Raw genomic sequence first — 22,709 nt, forward strand, 5'->3', positions numbered from 1 at the left:
TGGTTCGCACCGCCCGTCATGAGGACTTCCTGGAGCGCACGACGATGCCGAGGCCCAGCGCGGCGGCGAAAAGTCCGAGCGCGAGGCCCGCGCCACCCAGCCAACGGGCGACATTGTCCGGTTGTGCCTCGGCGGATTCGGCTGAAGCGACGTGGTGGTCGCCGCCCTCGGCACCGCCGTTCGCGGTCAGGGTGAGCGAAGGCGCTGGGTGCTCCGGCTCGGCGCCGCCGGTGCTCGGCTGGTCCCAGGCCACGACCTTGCCATCGCTATAGGTCTGCTGCGCGGGGAAGTTCACGGTGTCCTGGGTTGGCAGCGGCCCGATCGAGAGCACGAACCGCTGGAACTGGCCCGGCCCGACGCCCGGATTACCGGGCGCGGCGGTCCACACCACGGCGAGCGATTCGCCCTTGTCATTGCGTTCGACAGTCGAGGTCCAACCCGGCATCGGCTCGGTCCGAACACTTTTCAGATTCGGCACGGTGACGCGCAATGCGGTGGTGGACGCGGTGTCGGATTCGGTCGGCACCTTGAAGGTGGCGACGGTGTATTTGCCCTGGGCGGCGCCCGGCGCCTCGACGCTGACGTGCGCGGCCGCGGAGCCGCAGGCGGCGAGCACCAAACCGGCTGCGAGAGCAGCGGTTGCGGTGGAACGAGTGATGAAGTTGTGCATGGAATGCCTTGTCGTCCGAAGAATTCTGATGTCGTCGTGAATCAGGCGAACAGCGGCGGCGCGCGCGGACATCGCGCACCCTTCGGACGAGCGGTTCGCGCGAAAGTGGCTGTGGCGGACCAGCGCACAGCGCGCGGTGCGATCACCGGCGTCGGTGAGCCGAGCACCGCCCGAAGCACGCTCGACGCAACGAGATACAGCCGCTCGGCGACCGAGATCAGTGCGGCACAGGCAAATGCCGCACCCAGGTGCGCCGCGATCATCGGCCAACTCGGCAGATGCAGCAGACCGCCGTGATGGTCTAGTGATGTCGACAGCGCGAAGTGCCCGGCCCACTGCCCCGCGAGCAATGCCGAGGCTGTTCGCGCGGCCGAGGGGGCGCTCCCGCGTGCTAGCGCGCCGTCGCGCGGATCACCAGGCAACCGTCGCCCTGCGGCCGGTTTCGCTGATCCGCCGATGACACCGGCAGCTAGCGAAACCAGCAGCAGCAGTGCGATTTCCGCCGACCGTGGCACCGCGCCACCGCCGATCCCGTGCGCGGCGACGGCCAGCCCGCCCACGAGTACGCCGCAGCCACCACCGCGCAAGCGGGAGGCGAACTGCGGCGTGGTCACGAGCAGGATCAGCGAACGCCGAGGCGGGCGAGCACGTCGTTCTCGAGCACGGCCAGCTCGGCCGAGATCGACGCGTGCACAGCCTTGCGACGCGCGGCGGGCATCTGCTCGGCCGTGCGCACCGCCACGTTCAGATCGGCCATGCGCGAGCGCGCCGCGGCGACGAACTTCTCGGTGTCGGCATCGCCTGCCTTGTCGGCGGCGATCTTGTCGAGGGCTTCCTCGGTATTGGTGATGCGGGCCTGCAGCCGCGCACCGTGCCCGCTGAACTCGCTCAGCTGGTCCATGCCGATACCGAGCTGCTGCGCCTTGCGCGCGTCGAGTTGTCCGCGCACCATCGTCGCGCCGCGATAGGCCAGCGGGGCCAGCACCGGGATCAGGACCCGGGCCACCCCGATGTACTTGCGGATCTGACTCGCGCTGAACAGCTCGCGATCAGCCTTGGCCGCGGCCTTCTGCGCGGCCTTCTCCTCGGCCTGCAGGGTCGCGATCTGCGCCTTGGCGACCTTGTCGGCCGTGCGGGCCTGTGCCTTGGCCGTGCGCCGGTTCACGCGCTCACCGGCCTTGGCCGCCTTGCGCTCGTTCTTGGCGCCCAGCTTCGCCTCGACCGCGGCTTTGTGCTTGAGCGCTTTCGCCTCAGCGCGTCGGCTCGGCCGCCGCTTCCGCTTGCTGAACAACCCCATGAGATCAGGCCCTCCGTCATGCTCGCCAAGTCATGAGGCAGCACCGCCTCCGAAGCGGCCTGCCGTTATTACCTAGCGTAGTGGGAAGGGGGTAGCGATTGGGCATTGTGTCGGGGGTAAGGCCCATACTGCTTGCGTGCGTGCAGCCGAGGACGACTTCGACGGCGGGCCGGTGCGTAGCCCGGTCCCCGCTTCCGCTGCGCCCGGTCGCGGCGCCGACGGTGGGGGCACCCGCGCCGCCTTCCTGGACGCGCGCTCGCTGATCGGGTGCCGACATCGCCTTCGCCTCGACGCCGAGAATCCGGGCATCCTCGCCGAGGTTCGCGAGGATTCGGGCGTACAGCAGCGTCGCGACGCGGCCACCGCCCATCGCATCAAGATCCGCGACGAACTGGTCGCGGCCGCCCCCGGCGACTGGGTGGTGATCGATCCGGAGCTGCGCGGCGCGGCCAAGGCCGCGGCGACGATGGCCGCCATCGAGGCGGGCGCCCCGCGCATCTGGGGCGGACTGCTGCCGCAGGAGGCCGACACCGGTCGACGCGGCGGTGTCGAATTCCTGCTGCGCGACGCCGACCGCGGCGGCTATATCCCGATCATCGTGGTCAACCACAAGGTCACCGACCCGCGCAAGCCCGACCCGGCCGATTTCCACCCGATGACCTCGGACCTGTTCCGCTGGCAGCCCCGGCGCGACAAGCATGTGAAACTGCGTCCGCAGCCGCGCGACCAGCAGCGCCTCGCTCACCTGTACCGGATGTTGCAGCGCTACGGCATGGCCAGCCCGGCCCTGAGCGGCGGGGCGATCGGACTGGTCGCCGACCGCATCCTGGTGCACGACCTGACGAGCGTGCTGGCCGATTACGACCAGCGCTACGCCGACCGGATCGCGGTGGTGCGCGGCGAACTGCCCACCCAGCCGTCGAAGGTGCCCGAGTGCAGGCAGTGCCCGTGGTGGGTGCGCGGTCCTGACGCGCAGCAGTCAGACACAGCTGAGCCCAGCTGTGAGGCGACGCTGGCGCAGATGCGGGATGTGAGCCTGGTGGCACCGGGCTCACGCGCCGACGTGCTGCGCCTGCACGGCATCGAAACCGTCGACGAACTGGCCGCCTGGGAGGGCGAGGACCCCGACGACTGGCAGCACGGCCCGTTCGCCGAAACTGTGGTCACCGCCCGCGCCTGGATCGACGGCGCTCCGCTGGTGCGCCGGTTCGAGCAGGTCAGCGTACGTCGCGCGGATGTGGAGATCGACGTCGACCTGGAGAGCTATCAGGAGGACGGCGCCTACCTGTGGGGCACCCTGCTCGACGACGTCTACCGCCCGTTCGTCACCTGGGATCCGCTGCCCACCGAGGACGAGGGCCGCTCGTTCGGCGAGTTCTGGACCTGGCTGATGGAACGTCGCGCCGAAGCCCACGCCGCGGGCAAAACCTTTGCGGCCTACTGCTATTCGCGCACCGCCGAGGACAAGTGGCTCTACGAGTCGGCCCGCCGGTTCGCCGGCCGCCCCGGCGTCCCGACCCACGAGGAAGTCCGCGCTTTCGTCGACTCGAAAGAATGGGTCGACATGTTCCAGGCCGTCACCGAGCAGTTCATCTGCCCGAACGGCAAGGGCCTCAAGAAGATCGCCCCCGTCGCCGGATTCGGCTGGCGTGATCCGGAAGCCGGTGGCGAGGCGTCGATGGGCTGGTACCGCCGCGCGGTCGGCTACGACGACGACATCGACCTGTCCCAGCGCACCCGCCTGTTCGTCTACAACGAAGACGATGTCCGCGCCACCCAGGTGCTGCGCGATTGGATGTCGAAGCGGGCTGTAGCCGAGGTGCCCTCACTGGCGGATTTCGGGCGGTAATACCATCGGGGGCGTGACTGAGCAGCACGTCGAAACCCTCGAGTTCCAGGCCGAAACCCACCAGCTCCTCGAGCTGATGATCCACTCGGTCTACTCCAACAAAGACACCTTCCTGCGAGAGCTGATCTCGAACGCTTCCGACGCACTCGACAAGCTCAAGCTTGCCGCCTACCAGGACAAAGACCTGGCCGCCGACACCTCCGACCTGCACATCGAGCTGGAGGTCGACCAGGACAAGCGTGTCCTGACCGTCCGCGACAACGGCATCGGCATGTCCCGCGCCGAAGTGATCGACCTGATCGGCACCCTCGCCAAATCCGGCACCGCCGACCTGCGCCGCAAGCTGACCGAGGCCAAGTCCGACGCCGCCGCCGAGGAGCTGATCGGCCAGTTCGGCATCGGCTTCTACTCCACCTTCATGGTCGCCGACCGGGTCGTCCTCACCACCCGCAAGGCGGACGAGGCCGAAGGCACCCGCTGGAGCGCCGCCGCGGGGAGCTCGACCTATGAGATCGACACCGTCGCCGACGCACCGCAGGGCACGTCGGTGACCCTCGAGCTCAAGCCGGCCGACGAAGACGATCACCTCTTCGATTACACGCAGGAATGGAAGCTGCGCGAGATCGTCCGCAAGTACTCCGACTTCATCGCCTGGCCGATCCGGATGCAGGTCGAGCGCACGGTGACCGAGGGGGAGGGCGAGGACAAGGTCGACAAGACCATCGTCGAGGACCAGATCCTCAACTCGCAGAAGGCGTTGTGGACGCGGCCGCGCGGCGAGGTGACCGACGAGGAGTACAAGGAGTTCTACCACCACGTCAGCCACGCCTGGGACGAGCCGCTCGAGATCATCCCGATGAAGGCCGAAGGCACCTTCGAATACCAAGCGCTGCTGTTCATCCCGTCGATCGCGCCGTTCGACCTGTTCACCCGTGAGCACAAGCGCGGTGTGCAGCTCTACGTGCGTCGCGTATTCATCATGGACAACTGCGAAGAGCTGATGCCGGAGTACCTGCGCTTCGTCAAGGGCGTGGTCGACGCGCAGGACCTCTCGCTCAATGTCTCGCGCGAGATCCTGCAGCAGGACCGCCAGATCCAGATGATCCGCAAGCGCCTGGTGAAGAAGGTGCTGTCCACGGTCAAGGACATGCAGGGCGCCGAGGATCAGACCAGGTACCAGACGTTCTGGGCCCAGTTCGGCCGAGTCCTCAAGGAGGGCTTGCTCTCCGACACCGACAACCGCGAAACCCTGCTCACCGTCTCGTCTTTCGCGTCCACCGCGTCGGAGTCCGAGCTCACCACGCTCGCCCAGTACGTGGAGCGGATGAAGGACGGCCAGGAGTCGATCTACTACATGACCGGCGAAAGCCGTGCGCAGGTGGAGAATTCGCCGCACCTGGAGGCCTTCACGGCCAAGGGGCGCGAGGTGCTGATCCTCACCGATCCGGTCGACGAGATGTGGGTCGGTTCGGTTCCGGAATTCCAGGGCAAGACGTTCCAGTCCATCGCCAAGGGCGAGGTCGACCTGGAAACCGAGGACGAGAAGAAGGAAACCGAAGCCCTGCGCGAACAGCAGGACAAGGACTTCGGCGACCTGCTGGGCTGGCTGGGTGGCACTCTCGGCGACGTCGCCAAGGAAGTCCGCCTCACCAACCGCCTCACCACCTCACCCGCCTGCCTGGTCGGCGACGTCTACGACTTCACCCCGATGCTCGAGCGCATGTACCGCGCCTCGGGCCAGGCCCTGCCGGAGTCCAAGCGCATCCTCGAGCTCAACCCGACCCACCCCCTGGTGACGGGTCTGCGCGACGCCTACGACGCCCGCAAGTCCGATGCCGACGAAGGCAAGGTTCCCGAGCTCGCCGAAACCGCCGAGCTGCTCTACGGCACAGCGGTTCTCGCCGAGGGCGGCGAACTCAAGGATCCCGCCCGCTTCGCCCAGCTCCTCACCGAGCGCCTGACCCGCACGGTCTGAGCTAGAAGTTCCAGAGACTGCCCGCTGCCGATTCCGGCAGCGGGCAGTTTTGTTCACCAGCAATTCTGGTGCTGACAACTCACATCAGGTCCACCATTGAGTGATGGTGGGGCACAAGATTCGTCGGGCGAGACCCGACGACTACGACAAGATCATCGGCGTAGTCGACAACTGGTGGGGCAGGGCCGCGGTCCACAACCTCCCACGCATGTTCCTCGACCACTTCCACCGGACCAGCCTGATCGCCTCCGACGACAACGGAATCTCCGGTTTCCTGGTGGGTTTCGGCTCGCCGTCCGACCCCTACACCGCCTATATCCACTTCGTCGCCGTCCGCCCGGATGCCCGTAAAGCCGGCCTGGGCAGAACCCTCTACGAAGCGTTCTTCACCATCGCCCGCTCCGACAACCGCACCACCGTCACCGCCATAACTTCCCCCGCCAACTACACCTCGATCGACTTCCACCGCAGCCTCGGCTTCACCGTCACCGGCCCCATCCCCAACTACAACGGCCCAGGCAGATCCCTGATCACCTTCACCCGGCCCGTGTAGCCAGCCGGTCTCCTCGGGGTGAGCAGTATGCGGGTGTGCCCCACGAAAGGCGAACGGCGCCCCGCTCGGTGAGCGAGGCGCCGTTGAACAGCCGACCTCTAGCGCGGGGCCATGCGCAGGGCGCCGTCCATGCGAATGGTCTCGCCGTTGAGGTAGTCGTGCGACGCGATGTACTCCACGAGCTGGGCGTACTCGTCGGGGCGGCCGAGGCGGGAGGGGAACGGGACGCCTGCTTCGAGGCCGGCGCGGTATTCGGGGGTGACGCCGGCCAGCATCGGGGTGTCGATGATGCCGGGGGCGATGGTGTTGACGCGGATGCCGAACTGGGCGAGGTCACGGGCCGCAGGCACGGTCATGCCGTGGACACCACCCTTGGACGCGGAGTAGGCGATCTGGCCGATCTGGCCTTCGAAGGCCGCGACCGAGGCGGTGTTGACGACCACGCCACGCTGGCCGAACTCGTCGACCGGCTCGGTCTTGGCGATGGCATCGGCGGCCAGGCGCATCACGTTGAACGTGCCGAGCAGGTTCACGGTGATGACGGTGCGGAACAGCTCCAGATCGTGCGGGCCGTTCTTGGACAGGATGCGCCCCGCCCAGCCGACACCGGCACAGTTGACCACGATGCGCAGCGGCGCCGGGCCCTCGGTGACCTGGGCGATCGCGGCGGCGACCTCGTCGCCACTGGTCACGTCGGCCGCGATCAGGGTGACGCCGGCGGGGACGTTGTCGCCCGCGCGCTCGATGGACGCGGGAACGTCAAGTCCGAAGACTGTGGCGCCCGCATCGGCCAGGCGCTTGGCGGTGGCGGCACCGAGGCCGGAGGCCCCTCCGGTGACAATGGCGGCGGAACCCGAAATCTCCACGACGGTCCAATCTGTAGGTGATACGCGGCTTATTGTGCCGCTTGCCAACAAGGCACCCTAACCCGTCGCCGGTGTGCTCTGGAACACCCATCCGGAGGTGTGCGGAAATCGTCGTGAACACCGGTGTTTACCGGTGGTAGCGTGCCGTCATGAGATCGTTCGCCGGTCCTTCGGTGGCCGGACGTAAGGTCCTGATCACCGGGGCCGCTCGCGGGATCGGTGCCGCGCTCGCTCGTAGGTTGGCCGCCCGCGGGGCCCATGTCGCGCTGCTCGGGCTGGAACCCGAACTGCTGGCCGAGGTGGCCGCCGAATGCGGTGATGTGCCGTGGCGGTATTGCGATGTGGCCGATCGGGGACAGGTCGAACGGGTGGTCGAGGCGTTGGTCGGCGAACTCGGCGGGCTCGATGTGCTGGTGGCCAACGCGGGGGTCGCCAAGCAGATGGCGATGATCGGCGGGGATCTGTCGGTGCTAGAGGAGACCCTCGCGGTGAACGTGCTCGGGGTCGCGTACACAGTGTCGGCGGCGGGGGCGCATCTTTCGCATCCGGGTGGGTATGTGCTGATGATGTCGTCGATCTCCACAGCCGTGCAGCTGCCGCTCGGCGGGGCTTACAGCGCCTCGGCGGCGGCGGTGGCCTCGCTCGGCGCCACGCTGCGCGCGGAACTGCGCTCGACCGGAGCCAAGGTGGGCGTCAGCTATTTCGCCGGCATCGACACCGACATGACGGTGCGCGGATTCGGTACGGCCGCCGCGCACACCGTGCTGGGGGACACCAGCCTGACCGGGATCTCACCGATCGGACCCGCGGTCGAAGCGCTGGAACGAGCCATCGCGCGACGACGCAAGACCGTTGTCTCGCCGTGGTGGGTCGCGTTGGTGCGGCCGTTCCGGCTGCTCGCTCAACTGGTCGTGCAACGGGTGCAGGGCGACCGCCTGGCCCGCGCCATCGACATCGCCCGCACCGAGGACGTCCCGTTCACCACCGATCAGCCCGCCCGACCCCGCAGAATGGAACGGCAAGCATGAGCGATTCGACCCTGCGGCAGCAACTTCCGCGTGGACGGCACCATCTCTCGCGCGAAGAAGTCGTCGCCTCGCAACGGGAACGCATTCTCGTCGCGATGGGTGAGGCGATGACCGTCGGCGGCTACGTCGGCACGCCGGTCGCGGCCGTTCTCAAGCGGGCCGGGGTTTCACGGGAAACCTTCTACGAGCTGTTCCGCTCCAAGGAGGACTGCTTCAACGCGGCCTTCGACCGGGTGTCGAGCGTGCTGGCCGAAAAGCTCCAGACCGTGATCGCCGAGTGCGCCGACACCGACGCGCTCACCAGAATGGACCGCATCCTCACCGTCTACTTCGACCATATGATCGACGACCCCGCCTCGGCCCGCCTGTTCCTGGTGGAGGTCTACGCGGTCGGCCCGTCGGCCATCGAGGCGCGAATGGCCTTGCAGCATCGTTTCGTCGAGGTGGTGGCCGCCATGCTCGGCGCCGAATCCGACGACCAGCGCTTCGCCTGCGCGACCCTGGCCGCCGCCATCGGCGCCATGGTCACCGGCCGCATCGCCGCCGACGACCCGGAAAGCCTGCGCGGCATCAAAGACCAGCTGATCGCGCTGGCCAGCCGCTCAGGCACCCTCTACGGCAACGCCTTCGCCTAGCTTTTCCGGCTGAGCCCCGAAACTGGATGGCCCACCTTCGCGAATTCAGCTCGCGATGTCGGTGAGCTCGGTGCGCACGGCGGACTGCCTGCGCTTGCGCCACACCAGGACGCCGACGCCGAGCACCGCAGGGGCGATCAGGGCGGTCGCCACCGAACCCCAACCACCCAGCGAGGGCACGAAGGCGTCGAGGACGGTCTTGCCCGCGAAGAACAGGAACAGCAGGCCGGAGGCGATGGCGATGCCACGTTCGGGCAGGTGCTTGCCCGCGATCTTGCCGACCAGGATCGCCAGGGCGCCCGCGGCGACCATGCCGGCGACCGAGCCGATCCACACGGCCAGCCAGTTGTTGCTGGAGGCGAGGGCGGCGGCGGCGAACATGGTGCGGTCGCCGAGTTCGGCGAGGGTGAACGCGGAGATGACGACGAGGAAGGCGTTGCGGGTACTCGGCGGCTCGGGAGCTTGTTCGGCATTGTTATCGCTGGTCAGCGCGTCGCGCAGGGTCCAGAGGCCGACTACCAGCAGGGTGAGTGCGGTGACGACGGCGATGGCGTTCGCGGGCAGGGCGGTGCCGAGGAAATGGCCGACGCCCGCGGCGATGAGGTTCACGGCGACGCTGGCCACGCTGATGCCGGCCAGGACCACCCACCAGCGGTAGCGAAGCGAGAAGGTCAGCGCCATGAGTTGCGATTTGTCGCCGAGTTCGGCGAGGAAGAGCACGCCGAAGCTCAATACGATCGTGGCGATCATGAAGTCAGCTCCCAGGAAATACTCCGGCCTGTGGCTGAGAGACCGTGCTTTCGAATGTCGCAAGCCGCCTTCAGCCACACCGGTCGACGGATCGGTTCGTGGCCGAAGGTCTCGCCCACCGGTGGTTACCGGTTCACGCAGCCGGACCGCGCCGTACGGCGGCGATCAGTATGTCGACTGCGCGATTGCGGGCTACTCCCCTTCGCTGTTTCCCACTGTAGCCCGGTAGCTCCCGGTATGCCAAGTCCTGGTAATCCAAATCGCAATGGGCACAATAAGTTTGGGTGTGCGGTGGTGATTGTTGGGTTTCCCTGATTTCAGCACCACGCAGACCCGTTGCCGAGCATTCGCCGGACCGTCGTCGACGAAATACTCAGGCGGCCAGCAGCATTGCTAGCACGGCAGTATCGGGATCGCTGATCAGATCCATCCCGACGCGGCTCACCAGCGAGGTGATCGTGCCGTCGAGTTCGGCCTCGGCCCACGCCGCGCGATGTTCCAGGCCGAGGTGTGGTACGCCGGGCAGCAGCACGCAGCCCGAGGCCGCGCCCGCGCATTCGGGCAGTGAGGGGCGCGTCTCCGACGGCGGATGCAGCATCAGCAGCGCGGGCGGGGTGTGCGCGGCGAACCGGCCGGGTTCGATCGCCTCGTCCCCGAGCACCGGCCCCTCCGCCATCACCAGCCCCACCGTGCCCGGTTCCGGGTCGTCGGGCAGCTCCTCGCGCACCCCGAACACCGTGGTGGTCACCAGCAGGCCCGGCATCGACGCCACCCGCACGGCCAGCACCAGCACCTGTGCCCATTCCTTGGTGGTGTCCGGCCACCGCCCCGACACCACGAACCCGCTCAGTCGTCCACGTGCCTGAAATGGCGTGATCCCGATCGGACCCTGTGTATTCATGATGGCCTCCCGAACTACCGGGGGCGACTATGCCCGTACCACAGGAATAGCCCTATACCCATCTGGCACACAAGTACCAATGAGTGCTAATCGGGCAAAACGACAACGGGCCCGCACGCGAAAATCGCATGCGGGCCCGTTGAAAGGCTTAACTCACCCGAAGATGAGGCCCTTGCCCTGGCCGACGGCCCGGGCGAAGCGGTCCTGCACGTCAGCCCAGTTGACGACGTTCCAGAACGCGGTCACGTAATCGGCCTTGACGTTCTTGTACTGCAGGTAGAAGGCGTGCTCCCACATGTCGACCTGCAGCAGCGGGATGATGCCGGTCGGCACGTTGGCCTGCTGGTCGTACAGCTGGAAGGTCAGCAGCTTCTGGCCGAGGGTGTCGTAACCCAGGACGGCCCAGCCGGAGCCCTGCAGGCCGTTCGCGGCAGCGGTGAACTGCGCGCGGAACTTGTCGAACGAGCCGAACTGGTCGGCGATGGCCGCGGCCAGGTCGCCGTCCGGCTGGTCGCCACCGTTGGGGGAGAGGTTCTTCCACCACACCGAGTGGTTGTAGTGGCCACCGAGGTGGAAGGCCAGGTTCTTCTCCAGCAGGAGAATGGCAGCCAGGTCGCCGGACTCACGGGCTTCCTCGAGCTGCTCGAGTGCCTTGTTCGCGCCTGCGACGTAGGCGGCGTGGTGCTTGGTGTAGTGGATCTCGTTGATCTCACCGGAGATGTGCGGCTCCAGTGCGCCGAAGTCGTAATCCAGTTCTGGCAGCGTGTAGACGGCCACGATGTCCCTTTCCGTGTGTCGGGCTGTGCGCGCCCAGTTCGGACGACAACACCAACCATCATTCGTACACCCGCCCCGTGCAACCCGCGCACCTTGCCCCCGCATTCCCTGTAGGTCTCGCCCGAAGGGGCCCGCCCTGATCTGGACTGAGTGGAGGGTGCGACGAAGGAGTGCCCGGAGGGAGGGAAGATCAGGGGCCCGAAGGGCCCCGCTCGAGCGCGCCAGCGCTCCAAAACTACAGCGGCGGTGCGATGTCGGCCTTGCTGGCCCGCGCGTCTCCGGTGGCGTGCGCGTCCCACCAGCGCTGCCCACCCTCGATGAACTCGTTCATCGGAATCTCGCGCCCCGCGGTGTCGGTGACCGAGATCTTGTCGAACCACACGCGCACATCGAGTTCGCGCGGGTCGATGCCCTCCTCCTGGGAGAACTCGATGACGTGGGCGGCGATGCGCTGATCGAGCACAGTGTCGAAGCTGAGCAACTCGCTCCACAGCGTCCAGCCACTGTCGTCGAGATCGATGAACTCCCACCCGTGCAGCCCGCCGCCGCCGAAGCTCTCGATGGCCTCGTCGAGCTGGTCGAGGCTCAGCGGGAGCACGCGGGCGTCGACGTCGTCCCAGCGCTGGATGCGCAGGGAGGCCGCGACGCGGGTGACTCCGGTAAAGGTGAGCAGAACTTTCGCGTCGATCGGCGCGGGTCCATCCGTGGGTAACGTCAGCACCTCGAGAGCGAGTTGCAGCCGTCCCGCCGCGGCATCCACTTCTACCCCTAGACACGTGGATTCGGACAAAGCGGTATTCAAGCCGTTGATGTCGAAACTGTCGAGTAGCCCCCTGCTCACGTTCATGCGCCCAGGCTACCGATCTGGCCGCCCAGATCCCAGGATTTAAGATTTTCTCTAGTGTTCTCGTTTTTATGGAACCGAATCGGTCCCGCTTGCGTCCAAGTAGATGTCGGGACAAACACGCTCCACGAATCCCGACGTCAGCGGCGAACGACCGCTCCGGGATGACATGGAGGGGAGTCCCGGATCGGTCGTTCCCGGCTGGTTCCACCCGGCTGTCGGCGTCGTCGGCAGCCGGTTCCCGTTGACTGTGTGCTGACCGATAGCTGAGGCCCGCGCGACACCTCGTCCTCGCACAGGCTCGCCCGGCGATGCGCGTGGCATGGCAGGATCGAGGCGTGACGAGCTCCGATGTCCCCACCGTGCCGGTGGGTGCGGTACCCGCCGCGTTCGACGACGCGGACCCGGCGCCGGGCGCGCAGCTGCTCGACGTGCGCGAACCCGACGAATGGAACCTCGGGCACGCGCCGGGCGCGATCCACATCCCGATGGTCGACGTGCCCGCCCGCCTCGACGAGCTCGATATCGACGCCGAGCTCTACATCGTGTGCAGGCAGGGTGGCCGGTCCATCGAGGTCGTCCGGTATCTGGCCCACATCGGGTACGAAGCGGTCAACGTCGCGGGGGGCATGGTGGCCTGGCAGCAGACCGGCCGCCCGGTGGTCGCCGACGGCGACCACGAAGCCAAGATCTACTAGTCCGGAAGCGGGGTGCGCGGGTGAGTTCGGTGGTGCAACCATGTGCACGCTGTGGTGCGCGGTGGGCCGTGCAGGGCGCGCCGATGCACTGGTGCCCGCGCTGCCGAGGGGTGCTGCTCTCGCCCGGCAAGGTCGACGCGCCGCCCGCCCAGCGCAACTACCGCTGGGTCGCGCGCCGACCCGACCATCGCACCCGTAAGGCGGGCGCGACCACCCCGGCCCCCCTCGGGCCCACTCCGCGCTACACCGAGACCCCGCGCTGGGGTCTGCTCGATCCGCCGCCGTCGGCGTCCCCCGCGCCGGAGCGCCCGCTGCGCGGCCTCGCCGCCCGCCGCGACCGGCTGCTGGTCGCCACCACGATCGCGTTCCTGCTCGCCGGCCTCGCCGAATACGGCCGCTACCTGATCCTGTTGCAGAACCGCGCCCGGCTCATCCCCGGCTGGCTGCTGTCGATCTCCGACGCGACGGTGCTGGTGTTCGGCGTCATCGCGCCGATCTGTGCGCTGGTGGCGGCCGTATCGCTGGTCGCCTGGCTGATCGAAGCGCGCACGATCGTGTTCACGGCCTACGGCAAGCGCGATCCGCGCAGGCGGTGGTCGCTGATCGCGGGCTGCCTTGTGCCGGGCGTGAATCTGATCTGGCCGGGCGTTTTCCTCATCGAACTACTCGGCGGCGACCCTGATCCGCGTTCGCGGCGGGCGGTGCGGATCTGGTGGGCCGCTTGGGTGTTCAGCGGACTGCTGTTGCTCGCGGCGACGCTGTGGCGCGACGCGTCGACCCTGCAGGCCGAGGCCGACGGCGTCTCGTTCACCGGTTTCACCAACCTGTGCGCGGCCGGCTTCGCGGTGCTCACGCTGTGGATGGTGCGCACGCTGGAAGGCCGTGACCTGCGTGGCGAGGTCAGGTCGGCGCATCGCTGGGTGATGGCGGCCGATCCCGCCGAGGTCGTTATCGCGCCGGTCGAGCCGGGCGCCGTCGCGGTGCGCGACAACGCCGGGCACGATGAGGTCGAACGCGCGGATTCTGTCCGGACAGGCGAGAATACGCAGGAGGAGGTCGTGGCCAAGTGAGCCAGAGCAATCGCCCACCCTTCGTGGTGGCGCATCGCGGCGCGTCCGCGGCGAAGCCCGAGCACACCCTCGCCGCGTACGAGCTAGCCCTGCAGGAGGGCGCCGACGGTGTCGAATGCGACGTCCGGCTCACCCGCGACGGTCACCTGGTCTGCGTGCACGATCGCACCGTCGACCGCACCGCCGATGCCACCGGGCTGGTCAGCGAACTCACGCTGGACGAGTTGCGCGACATGAACTTCGGCACCGAGGAACAGCCACAGGGCGTGCTCGCGCTCAGTGATCTGATCGGCCTGGTCCTCGACTGGCGCACCCGCCCGACCAAGCTGTTCATCGAGACCAAGCACCCGGTGCGCTACGGCGCCCTGGTGGAGAACAAGGTGCTCGCCGAACTCCAGCGTTTCGGCATCGCCACGCCCGCGTCGGCCGACCATTCCCGTGCGGTGGTGATGTCGTTCGCCGCGACCGCGGTCTGGCGGATCCGCCGTGCCGCGCCGCTGCTGCCGACGGTGCTGCTGGGCGAATCGTCGCGATTCCTCGGCGGGGGCGCGGCCACCACGGTCGGCGCGACGGCGGTGGGCCCGTCGGTGAAAACCCTGCGCGAGCATCCCGAACTGGTCGACAAGGCCGCCGCGGCGGGCCGGGCCACCTACTGCTGGACCGTTGACGATCCCGAAGACGTGACGTTGTGCGCCGACCTCGGCGTCAGCTGGGTCGCGACCAACCACCCCGGTCGCACCAAAGCTCTACTCGCCGGAGTCTGACCGGACGCGGCCTGGGCAGGGGGCGCGGTGAGCGAATCCGCTGCTCGGCCATAAACTCCACCCGTGGGTAAAAGCAAGCGGAACAGTCCGAAGCCCGACAGTAATCGGGCTCAGCGTCTCGCGCAGCGGCGTGCGGCGCAGGAGCAGGCATCCGCGGCCGTGTCACGGCCGTTCGAGGGGCTTGCCGCCGAATGTGATCTGGTGGCGCTGCGGGAGTTCGTGCCGTCGGCGACCGCGACCTTGAAGCTCGCGTCCGGTGTGGCCGCGCAGCGTGAGGTCACCCTGGCGACGGTGCTACCCGGTGCGGTGGCCGCGCTGGTGCGCGCGGGCGACGAGCCGGTCGGCTTCGTCGGCACGCAGATGCAGTTCCGCGGCGAGGACCCGTCGGCCGATATCGCGGCGGCGATCCTGTGGACCCAGTCGGCCGAGGCAGGCGAGTCGCTGAACTCCGCCGACGCCGTCGACGGTGGTCCGCGCCTGGCCGACGTGATCGATCCCGGTGCCGACCTCGAGCTCACCGTGCACCAGGACTTCGACTGGTGGGTGCCCGAGGGTGTCACGCCGGATCCGCAGGTGGCGGCGACGATCGAGCAGGCCAAGCAGGCCATCATGCCGTCGGCGCGGCTGGACCTCGGCCCGGATTCCGTCGGCGCGGCCTGGTGGGTCGACGCGGGCGAGAAGGCGCACGTGCGCTGGGTGCGTCCCGAGGACGAGGACGCGCTGATGCTGGCGCTGGCTCGCGTGCACGCCACCGGTGGCCTGCACCTGGGCGAGGGTTCGCGGTTCGCTGGTTCGTTCCGCACGCACGGCCTGCTGGTGCCGGTGTTCGATCTCGATCCCGAGCGGCATCCGGCCGAATGGGAAGCTCCCGCACGGGAGTTCGGTGCCCGCCTGGCCGAAGCGCTGGCGTCGGACGCGCCGATGACCACCGAAGAGCGCCGTTCGCGCGATGGTCTGCGTTCGCGTCAGGTCACCCTGCGCTGAACTTAATGAAACATGTCTCTTTCACAGATCTGGTCGGCTAGGTTCACAGCTCAGCCGACCAATCGGTGATGACGAAAGTAAGAGGCATCGTGGAATTTCTAGGATCTATCGCCGGTCTCGCCCAGATCTTGATCGGCACCGTGCTGGCCAACACCGGCTCGGGTGGCTCCGGCTCCGGCTGGTAAACGCGCAGAAAGGATTCGGCTCGCTGCCGCGAGCCGAATCCTTCCGCGTTCGAACTAGACGCTGCCGCCGGCGACCGAGGGTGCGCCGGAGGCGTCCTTCGGGGTGCTCAGCTCACGCCACATGAACGCCTCCAGGTCGAACAGGTTCGACCCGGCGCGATCGGCGATATTGAGCAGCGTGGTCATGTGCGCCACTTCCTCGACCTGCTCCTTCAGGAACCACTGCATGAACTGCTCGCCGAGGTAATCGCCCTCTTCACGGGCGGTGCTGGCCAGCTGGACGATCTGATCGGTGACCGTCTTCTCCTGGGCCAGCGCCAGTTCGATCGGCTCACGGGCGGTCTCGAACTTCGACTTCGCCGCATCGATGCCCGAGATCTCCACGGAGATGTCGCGGTCGACGAAATACTGCACGATCATCATCGCGTGATTTCGCTCTTCCACCGACTGGGCGTAGAAGCGCTTGGCGAGCTGCGGCAAGTCGTTGTTGTCGAACCACACCGCGATCGCGATGTACTGGTGCTCGGCGTTGAACTCATGCCGGATCTGGTCTTGGAGCAGAGTGTGGAACTTGCTACGCGGGGCTTCCGGATGAATCGACATGACGGCAACATTAATGCTGGTCATAGGGGGTTGTCATCCAAGTGCAGCCTTATTGAGGACAGTATTCCCTAACCAAGTATTTCCTAACTCGCGCCTGCCATTCGGGGTGCGGTGGTATCGACGCGCACCGTGCCGCGCAGTTCACGACGGATGAATTCCTCGACGTCGAACAGGTTGTCCTGACGATCGAGCACGGTCAGCAGGGTGGTCATTCCCGCGACATCGTCGACCTGTTCGCCGAGGAACCATTGCATGAATTGTTCGCCGAGGAAATCATTTGTCTCACGCGCGGCCGCGGCGAGACCACTGATCTGCCCGGTGGTGACCCGTTCCCGGTCGAGCAGAAAGGCGATCGCGGCGCGTGGGGAATCGAATTCCGAGCGCACTTCGTCGAGCCGGCCGATCGAGATCGGCACATCGCGGTCGAGCAGGTACTGCACCATGCGCATGGCGTGTCCATGATTGGCCGTCGAGCGCGCGTAGGTCTGCGCGGCCAGCTCGGGTAAGTCCTGCGCGTCGAAATAGACGGCGGCGGCAAGATATTGATGGGCCGCGGTCAGACCCGCTCTGACCTGGTCACGAAGCATTTCGGCGAACGACAGGTTCTCGGACATGCCATCGACGTTACCGCGTGAGCAGCTCCTCCGGAATCTGCTGATCGGTCGCGAGCGCCTCGAAGAAACCAGAGGCCTTCGCCTTGTCCCAGAGCAACACGTTGCCCACGTCGGTGTCGTCGAATCCGCCGATCGGCACGCTGGTGGTGACGGTGTCACCGCGCATCGCCCAGCCGAGTGCGGCCAGGTTCCAGATGTGGTCACCGTCGTCGACCTTCAGCGACCCCGCGACCCCGGTTGCCATGGGCCACAGGGCGAACGGATTCGCGAGGGTGCCCGCGCCCGTCGCCTTCTTCAGCAGCGCGGCCATGAACATCCGCTGGCGGTTCATCCGGTCGACATCGGCGGTCGGGGTCGCGCGGGTGCGCACGAATCCGAGGGCCTGCGGGCCGGACAGTTTCTGACAGCCCGCGGCCAGGTCGAGCCCGGCCAGCGGGTCGACGATCGGCTCGTCCAGGCACATCTCGATCCCGCCGATCGCGTCGACCACGCTCGCGAAACCACCGAACCCGATCTGGGCGTAATGATCGATCCGCACGCCCGTTGCGACCTCCACCGTCTGGACCAGCAACGGCGCGCCGCCCAGCGCGAACGACGCGTTGAGCTTGTCCTTGCCATGGCCGGGAATGCTCACGTAGGAGTCGCGCGGCAGGCTGACCATCGTGGTCGGGCCGGAGGACGGGATGTGCACCATCATGATCGTGTCGGTGCGCTCGGGTCCGGTGTCGCCGCCGGTCGCGAGTTCCTGTTCCTGCTCGGTCGAGAGGTCACCGCGACCGTCGGAGCCGACCAGCAGCCAGTTGGTGCCGGGGGTATTGCTCACGCGGTCGCTGTAGGACGGGAGCGCGGTGATGCGGGTCAACGAGTTGTCCAGGTGCACGACCGCGGCGATCAGACCGGCGATCAACAGCACGACGATCACCATGAACCACCGGAACGGATGACGTCTGCGCCTGCGTTTCGGTGGCTGCGCCTGTCTGCCGCCGGGCGGCGGGGGCGTGCGGCGCGGCGGGAGACCGTCGTGATGGGGGACCGGACGTTGCGTCGGGGCGTGCCGGACCTGGTCGCGACGGGGAACCGGCTGTTCACGGCGTGGGGGTTGTTGGCGCCGGGGTTCGACCCGCTCGTGTGGCATCTGCGAATACGCCAGCGGCTGGTCGCCGGAGTTGCCGCGGTGCAGCACCTGGGTGGGTTCGACGTGCGAGGCACCGCGCCGAGGCGCCGGGTTGTAGCGGACAGTCGGCCCGTCCTCGGGATTCTGGCGCCGATCGTGGCCAGGCGGCCGGCCATAGCGCGGATCCGGGGGCATCGCGCGACCCTGCGGCGGCACAGGACGACCTTGTGGGGGCACGGCGGGACCGCCTGGGCGGCCGGAGGTCGGCGGCACCCGGCGTCTACGGGGGTCCTCGCGGGGGTCGTCGCCGTTCATCACCGTCAAACTCTACTGATCGTCGGGGGCGCGGGCGGGTTCTGCGCGCGCGGTCACTACTGGGATACCCCGCGCGAGGGTCACTGTTATCGCGAAACGCGGTGATGTGGTGAAACTCGCCGCGACACGCCGTCCACATCAGTGACCGGGCGCGCCGGTACGACGCTGGAAACCCCGGTTGACCGGCGGCCTGCCCACGCCGCTGACCATGTCCGGAGTAGCGATCACGGCAACCAGCCGACGCGCCCCCGCAGCACGTTGTAGCCGAGGTAGGCGACCGCGTCGATCGTCGCGTGGGCCAGGATCAGCGGCCACAGCCGGTTGGTGCGCTGCCAATAGCGCCCGAAGATCAGACCCATCACCAGATTGCCCAGCCCGCCGCCGATCCCCTGGTACAGGTGGTAACTGCCGCGCAACAGCGCCGACGCGGCCAGCGACGAGTTCTCCGACCAGCCGAGCCTGCGCAGCCGGGTGAGCAGATAGCCGACCACCAGCACTTCCTCGGCGACGGAATTCGCACACGCCGACAGGATCAGCACCGGCAGCCGCCACCAGTGCTCCGACAGCGAACTCGGCACAATCGTCACGCTCACGCCCATCGCGTGCGCCACCAGATACAGCGCGAGTCCCGGCAACCCGATCACCGCCGCCAGCACCAGCCCCGCCACGATATCGCCGCGCCTGATCCGCGCCAGCCCGATCAGGCGCGGCCCGATTCCACTGCGCCACAACAGATAGAGCCCCAGCGCCGCCCACGCCATCAGCCGCGTCACCCCGACGAGCTGGAACAGCAGATCCAGGAACGAGTTGTTCGACCGCGACGCGTTCAACGCCACCGTCCGTCCCCCGACCCCACCCGGCGACAACGCCGAGTCGAGCAGCGACAGACCGGCGCTGATCCCACTCAACCCGAAGGTCACGAGCAGCACGACCGCGATCTCGACCCGCAGCCCGAACCTGTCCCGCTCACTCAGCGGGGCCTCCGGAGAATCGACACGCATGCCGCGCAGTGTAAGCACTCGATCGTGTCAGCCCGCCCTGTCGACACCCGTGCACCCAGCCTGGGCCGGGTAACCCTGGGATGTCCCTACCCAAAGGGCCGCCAGGGCCCCGCTCGAGCGCGCCAGCGCTCCAAGCACACAGCTACCAGTACCGCACTGTCAGTCCCGATCCATGCTCCAAGAGCGCAGATCAAATGCGACGCAAACCGTTCAAGAACGGGCAACCGGCCAGGACACGAACCGCCCGGCTCAGCGATTCGATGTCATCGGCAGGGGTGGGGAAGGGTAGCCGGACGTCGTGATCGCCGTCGTTGCTCTCGACCCGCAGCGTGAGCCCATAGCGGTCGATGGCGAGCGGATGCACCAGCCCGCCGCGCAACCGAGTCGGCAGGTGGCGCGCCAGCTGGGCGACGACATCGGCGTGATCCTCGGACATGTGTTGCAGCCAGGCGCTTTCCAGCTCGCAGAACGGGTCGGCCGTGGCGGCGCGCAGATCGGCGTGATCGACGGACTCGGCACCCGCGGTGTCGGCCAGCACCGCCGAATTCACCACGATCCGCAGCAGCGTCACCCCGTGGCCGACATCGAGCAGCCCCGGATGCGGGTACTCCTTGGCGATTTCGACGGCGAGCGCGCGCTGTGCCTGCTCCGGTACCTGTCGCACCCATCCGCGCAACCACACCAGCGCCCGCACCGGCTCGCGCAGCGGCAGCGGCGCGTGATCGGTGAGCTCCAGCACCGCCGAGGTCTCGTTGGCCGTGGCGGCCAGCGCGGCCGCGAGCGAGGATCCGGGCACCGCGATCACCGCATCGCCGCAACGGCGCAGGTGATGCAGCGTGGTGGGAACCGGATCGATCCCGGGGAGCGCGAGCACCGCCGTCTCGGCATGAGCGCACGCACTGCGTACCCGCTCGGCGGTGGTCGGCGCGAGGATCGTGGTGGGGCTCGACATGACAACCTCCGCGAACGTTTGATTAGGTAAACCTAAGCTAAGTTACAAACGCTCGCCACGCAAGAGGACACCCCGAAGAATCGAGCCGATACGGTGGACCGATGACGCACGACGACCACGGCGACGACCATTCCGCCCCCGCCGCCGAACCCGTCCTGCTGAACCTGTCGGCCCCCGCCCGCCGCAGCCTGGTAGCCGACCTGGTCCGCCCCGCGGGCAGTTCCCCCACCCCCGTCGATGTCGACATCCCCGACCCCGACCTGACCGCCTTCCTGGCCGGCATAGCCCACGCCGACCACGGCTTCACCGCCAGCACTACCAGCGGCCCCCGCGCCCTCGCAGTAGTCGCAGGCACCGTGGCGGCCCTCTGCGGCGAAGACATCCCCACCGCCCTCACCACCCCCGACCTCGCCTTCCTGAAATCACTGAAGCCCGCCGCCATCGAGGCCACCCGCACCGTCCTGCTGGCCATAGAAACCCCCAACGAACAGGCAATCACCGAAGCCCTACGCGTACTGGATCGCTAACCCCACAGCCTGGGCCGGGTAACCCCCTGTACGCAACCCCGAACCACCAAACCCCGATATGTCCCTGCCACACATCCCGCCACCGCGTCACATACCGAACCTTCGAGTCCGAAACCCAGCCGACGCCAGCCGCTAAAGTTGCAATGTGCCGTCTATTGCGTATTTCGGACCATCCGGAACCTTCACCGAGATGGCTCTGGCGAAGTTCGAGAACTCGGGTGCCTTCGACGCCCCGGTGGAGCGCGTCGCCGCGCCGAGCCAAGGCGCGGCGCTGGACCTGATTCGCACCGGCCACGTCGACGGCGCGGTCGTGCCGATCGAGAGCTCGGTGGAGGGCTCGATCCCGGCAACCCTAGACTCCCTCGCCATCGGCCCCCGCCTGCAGATCATGGCCGAAACCGAGCTCGAGGTGACCTTCACGATCGTGGCGCGACCCGGCACCTCGCTGGCCGAGGTCCGCACGCTGGCCGCGTATCCGGTGGCGGCGGCGCAGGTCAGGGAGTGGGTGGCACGAAACATGCCCGATGCGCGTCCCTTCACCTCGGCGTCCAACGCCGCCGCCGCCGAAGACGTGGCCGCCGGGACAGCCGACGCCGCTGTCTCGACCACCCTGGCAGGCGAACGACTCGGCCTGGCCACCCTGGCCGACGGCGTGGCCGACCACGACCAGGCCATCACCCGCTTCGTCCTGGTCACCCGGCCGGGCGTCGCCCCGCATGTCACCGGTGCCGACCGCACCTCCGTCGTGCTCGAACTGCCCAACGAGCCCGGATCGCTGATGCGCGCGTTCGCCGAATTCGCCACGCGCGGGGTCGATCTCACCCGCATCGAGTCGCGCCCGACCCGAACGGGCATGGGCACCTATCGGTTCTACCTCGACTGTGTCGGTCACATCGATGACCCGGCCGTCGCCGAAACATTGAAAGCCTTGCACCGCACCGTCCAGATCCGATTCCTCGGATCATGGCCCGCGACAGCGGCTCTCGGCTCGCCACCGCCGTCGGACGAACCTGCGGCAGAATGGTTGACGCAATTGCGAAAGGGGGTCGCGGACCTATGACTACCCGCGCGAAACTGATTCTGGTGCGACACGGCGAGACCGAGGGCAATGTCGCGAAGATCCTCGACACCGCGCTGCCCGGCCTGCCACTGACCGAACGTGGTGTGGCACAGGCGAAAACATTCGGCGCCGGCCTGGAGCGCGCACCCCAGGTGCTGGTCTCGTCGGACGCGCTACGCGCCCGCCAGACTGCGAGCCACATCGAAGAGGCCACCGGCACAAAGGCATACGTGCTCGATGGCCTCTACGAGGTGCAGGTCGGCGACCTGCACGGCCGCTCCGACAAGGAAGCACACGACCTCTTCCAGCAGATCTACCGCGGCTGGCATCTCGGCGAACTCGACGTCCACGCCCCCGGCGGCGAATCCGGCCACGAGGTACTTGCCCGCATCCTGCCCGTCCTCGAAGGCCTGCGCGAGGAGTTCCTGACCGACGACGCCGACGGTGACGTGGTGGTCGTCAACCACGGTGCGGCAATGCGACTCATCGGCAAGGCGCTGGCCGGGGTGGCGCCCCCGTTCACCACGAACAACCACCTCGACAACACCGAAACCATCGAACTGCTCCCGACCGAGGACGGCGGCTGGGAATGCCTACGCTGGGGCAAATTCACCCCACCCTTCACCATCAAGGCAGACCCATCCGCAGACGACCCGATGGGCTGAACGCTTCGGCTG

General features: G+C 67.7%; 25 protein-coding genes. 12 read left to right on the top strand and 13 right to left on the bottom strand.

Features of this window, described 5'->3' with window-relative positions; translation table 11 throughout:
• Positions 1–16: 16 nt before the first annotated feature.
• The 3 genes from ACQHI0_RS28715 to ACQHI0_RS28725 are packed head-to-tail and all read right to left on the bottom strand — an operon-like array spanning position 17 to position 1,967.
• Entirely contained in the window at positions 17–670 is a 654-nt protein-coding gene (locus ACQHI0_RS28715) for a YcnI family protein (protein WP_427904882.1), read from the bottom strand.
• A gap of 41 nt (positions 671–711) precedes the next feature.
• Positions 712–1,284, bottom strand: coding sequence for a hypothetical protein (locus tag ACQHI0_RS28720; protein WP_427904883.1), 573 nt, complete (start codon positions 1,282–1,284; stop codon positions 712–714).
• 8 nt (positions 1,285–1,292) lie between these two features.
• A complete protein-coding gene (locus ACQHI0_RS28725; RefSeq protein WP_427904884.1) occupies positions 1,293–1,967 on the bottom strand; it encodes a DUF6474 family protein in 675 nt (224 codons plus the stop codon).
• Positions 1,968–2,211: 244 nt separating this feature from the next.
• Here ACQHI0_RS28725 and ACQHI0_RS28730 point away from each other — a divergent pair, with 244 nt between their 5' ends.
• The 3 genes from ACQHI0_RS28730 (at position 2,212) to ACQHI0_RS28740 (ending at position 6,344) form a co-directional block, all read left to right on the top strand.
• A complete protein-coding gene (locus ACQHI0_RS28730) occupies positions 2,212–3,816 on the top strand; it encodes a TM0106 family RecB-like putative nuclease (protein WP_427909336.1) in 1,605 nt (534 codons plus the stop codon).
• A 13-nt stretch (positions 3,817–3,829) separates the two neighbouring features.
• Positions 3,830–5,791, top strand: coding sequence for a molecular chaperone HtpG (htpG, locus tag ACQHI0_RS28735; protein ID WP_427904885.1), 1,962 nt, complete (start codon positions 3,830–3,832; stop codon positions 5,789–5,791).
• A 103-nt stretch (positions 5,792–5,894) separates the two neighbouring features.
• Positions 5,895–6,344 (top strand): N-acetyltransferase family protein, encoded by a 450-nt coding sequence (locus tag ACQHI0_RS28740; RefSeq protein WP_427904886.1) that lies wholly within the window; start codon positions 5,895–5,897, stop codon positions 6,342–6,344.
• 98 nt (positions 6,345–6,442) lie between these two features.
• On the opposite strand, the gene ACQHI0_RS28745 is transcribed toward ACQHI0_RS28740, so the two are convergent.
• A complete protein-coding gene (locus ACQHI0_RS28745) occupies positions 6,443–7,210 on the bottom strand; it encodes an SDR family NAD(P)-dependent oxidoreductase (protein ID WP_427904887.1) in 768 nt (255 codons plus the stop codon).
• A 149-nt stretch (positions 7,211–7,359) separates the two neighbouring features.
• On the opposite strand from ACQHI0_RS28745, the gene ACQHI0_RS28750 reads away from it, so the two are divergent.
• Together ACQHI0_RS28750 and ACQHI0_RS28755 are read left to right on the top strand one after the other, a co-directional pair.
• Complete coding sequence (locus tag ACQHI0_RS28750) at positions 7,360–8,238, top strand: SDR family NAD(P)-dependent oxidoreductase (protein ID WP_427904888.1); 879 nt, start codon at positions 7,360–7,362, stop codon at positions 8,236–8,238.
• Positions 8,235–8,873: a TetR/AcrR family transcriptional regulator gene (locus ACQHI0_RS28755; RefSeq protein ID WP_427904889.1), complete on the top strand. Its 639-nt coding sequence runs from the start codon at positions 8,235–8,237 to the stop codon at positions 8,871–8,873. Before ACQHI0_RS28750 ends, ACQHI0_RS28755 begins: the two co-directional genes overlap by 4 nt.
• 45 nt (positions 8,874–8,918) lie before the next feature.
• Here ACQHI0_RS28755 and ACQHI0_RS28760 read toward each other — a convergent pair whose 3' ends face one another.
• From ACQHI0_RS28760 to ACQHI0_RS28775, 4 genes are all read right to left on the bottom strand, one after another.
• On the bottom strand, positions 8,919–9,623 hold the full coding sequence (locus tag ACQHI0_RS28760; protein WP_427904890.1) for a TMEM165/GDT1 family protein: 705 nt from the start codon (positions 9,621–9,623) through the stop codon (positions 8,919–8,921).
• Positions 9,624–9,996: 373 nt separating this feature from the next.
• The gene (locus tag ACQHI0_RS28765; RefSeq protein ID WP_266294923.1) at positions 9,997–10,524 is read right to left on the bottom strand and encodes a peptidase; all 528 of its coding nucleotides are present in this window, start codon (positions 10,522–10,524) and stop codon (positions 9,997–9,999) included.
• Positions 10,525–10,677: 153 nt separating this feature from the next.
• Positions 10,678–11,301, bottom strand: coding sequence for a superoxide dismutase (locus ACQHI0_RS28770; protein WP_194825332.1), 624 nt, complete (start codon positions 11,299–11,301; stop codon positions 10,678–10,680).
• 235 nt (positions 11,302–11,536) lie between these two features.
• On the bottom strand, positions 11,537–12,148 hold the full coding sequence (locus ACQHI0_RS28775; RefSeq protein ID WP_427904891.1) for a hypothetical protein: 612 nt from the start codon (positions 12,146–12,148) through the stop codon (positions 11,537–11,539).
• Between the two features lie 335 nt (positions 12,149–12,483).
• On the opposite strand from ACQHI0_RS28775, the gene ACQHI0_RS28780 reads away from it, so the two are divergent.
• The 4 genes from ACQHI0_RS28780 to ACQHI0_RS28795 all read left to right on the top strand — a co-directional run bounded on the left by ACQHI0_RS28780 (position 12,484) and on the right by ACQHI0_RS28795 (position 15,661).
• Complete coding sequence (locus ACQHI0_RS28780) at positions 12,484–12,843, top strand: rhodanese-like domain-containing protein (RefSeq protein ID WP_427904892.1); 360 nt, start codon at positions 12,484–12,486, stop codon at positions 12,841–12,843.
• A 29-nt stretch (positions 12,844–12,872) separates the two neighbouring features.
• On the top strand, positions 12,873–13,913 hold the full coding sequence (locus ACQHI0_RS28785; RefSeq protein WP_427904893.1) for a DUF4328 domain-containing protein: 1,041 nt from the start codon (positions 12,873–12,875) through the stop codon (positions 13,911–13,913).
• Complete coding sequence (locus ACQHI0_RS28790; protein WP_427904894.1) at positions 13,910–14,677, top strand: glycerophosphodiester phosphodiesterase; 768 nt, start codon at positions 13,910–13,912, stop codon at positions 14,675–14,677. The genes ACQHI0_RS28785 and ACQHI0_RS28790 overlap by 4 nt, the downstream gene beginning before the upstream one ends.
• Positions 14,678–14,740: 63 nt before the next feature.
• Positions 14,741–15,661 (top strand): DUF5926 family protein, encoded by a 921-nt coding sequence (locus ACQHI0_RS28795; RefSeq protein WP_427904895.1) that lies wholly within the window; start codon positions 14,741–14,743, stop codon positions 15,659–15,661.
• Positions 15,662–15,900: 239 nt separating this feature from the next.
• Here ACQHI0_RS28795 and ACQHI0_RS28800 read toward each other — a convergent pair whose 3' ends face one another.
• The 5 genes from ACQHI0_RS28800 to ACQHI0_RS28820 all read right to left on the bottom strand — a co-directional run bounded on the left by ACQHI0_RS28800 (position 15,901) and on the right by ACQHI0_RS28820 (position 20,445).
• The gene (locus ACQHI0_RS28800) at positions 15,901–16,449 is read right to left on the bottom strand and encodes a ferritin (protein ID WP_427904896.1); all 549 of its coding nucleotides are present in this window, start codon (positions 16,447–16,449) and stop codon (positions 15,901–15,903) included.
• 83 nt (positions 16,450–16,532) lie between these two features.
• Complete coding sequence (locus tag ACQHI0_RS28805; protein ID WP_427904897.1) at positions 16,533–17,063, bottom strand: ferritin; 531 nt, start codon at positions 17,061–17,063, stop codon at positions 16,533–16,535.
• Between the two features lie 10 nt (positions 17,064–17,073).
• On the bottom strand, positions 17,074–18,492 hold the full coding sequence (locus ACQHI0_RS28810) for an LCP family protein (protein WP_427909337.1): 1,419 nt from the start codon (positions 18,490–18,492) through the stop codon (positions 17,074–17,076).
• A gap of 224 nt (positions 18,493–18,716) precedes the next feature.
• Positions 18,717–19,493: a CPBP family intramembrane glutamic endopeptidase gene (locus ACQHI0_RS28815; RefSeq protein ID WP_427904898.1), complete on the bottom strand. Its 777-nt coding sequence runs from the start codon at positions 19,491–19,493 to the stop codon at positions 18,717–18,719.
• 190 nt (positions 19,494–19,683) lie between these two features.
• The gene (locus tag ACQHI0_RS28820; RefSeq protein ID WP_266294944.1) at positions 19,684–20,445 is read right to left on the bottom strand and encodes a DUF2470 domain-containing protein; all 762 of its coding nucleotides are present in this window, start codon (positions 20,443–20,445) and stop codon (positions 19,684–19,686) included.
• A 101-nt stretch (positions 20,446–20,546) separates the two neighbouring features.
• On the opposite strand from ACQHI0_RS28820, the gene ACQHI0_RS28825 reads away from it, so the two are divergent.
• The 3 genes from ACQHI0_RS28825 (at position 20,547) to ACQHI0_RS28835 (ending at position 22,697) form a co-directional block, all read left to right on the top strand.
• On the top strand, positions 20,547–20,972 hold the full coding sequence (locus tag ACQHI0_RS28825; protein WP_427904899.1) for a hypothetical protein: 426 nt from the start codon (positions 20,547–20,549) through the stop codon (positions 20,970–20,972).
• 145 nt (positions 20,973–21,117) lie between these two features.
• Complete coding sequence (gene pheA / locus ACQHI0_RS28830) at positions 21,118–22,032, top strand: prephenate dehydratase (RefSeq protein WP_427904900.1); 915 nt, start codon at positions 21,118–21,120, stop codon at positions 22,030–22,032.
• Positions 22,029–22,697 carry a histidine phosphatase family protein gene (locus ACQHI0_RS28835; RefSeq protein ID WP_427904901.1) on the top strand — a complete coding sequence of 223 codons (669 nt, stop codon included), beginning with the start codon at positions 22,029–22,031 and terminating at the stop codon, positions 22,695–22,697. Before pheA ends, ACQHI0_RS28835 begins: the two co-directional genes overlap by 4 nt.
• Positions 22,698–22,709: the final 12 nt, after the last annotated feature.

The organism is Nocardia sp. FBN12, assembly GCF_050320175.1.
In the GTDB taxonomy this organism is placed as follows: Bacteria; Actinomycetota; Actinomycetes; order Mycobacteriales; family Mycobacteriaceae; genus Nocardia.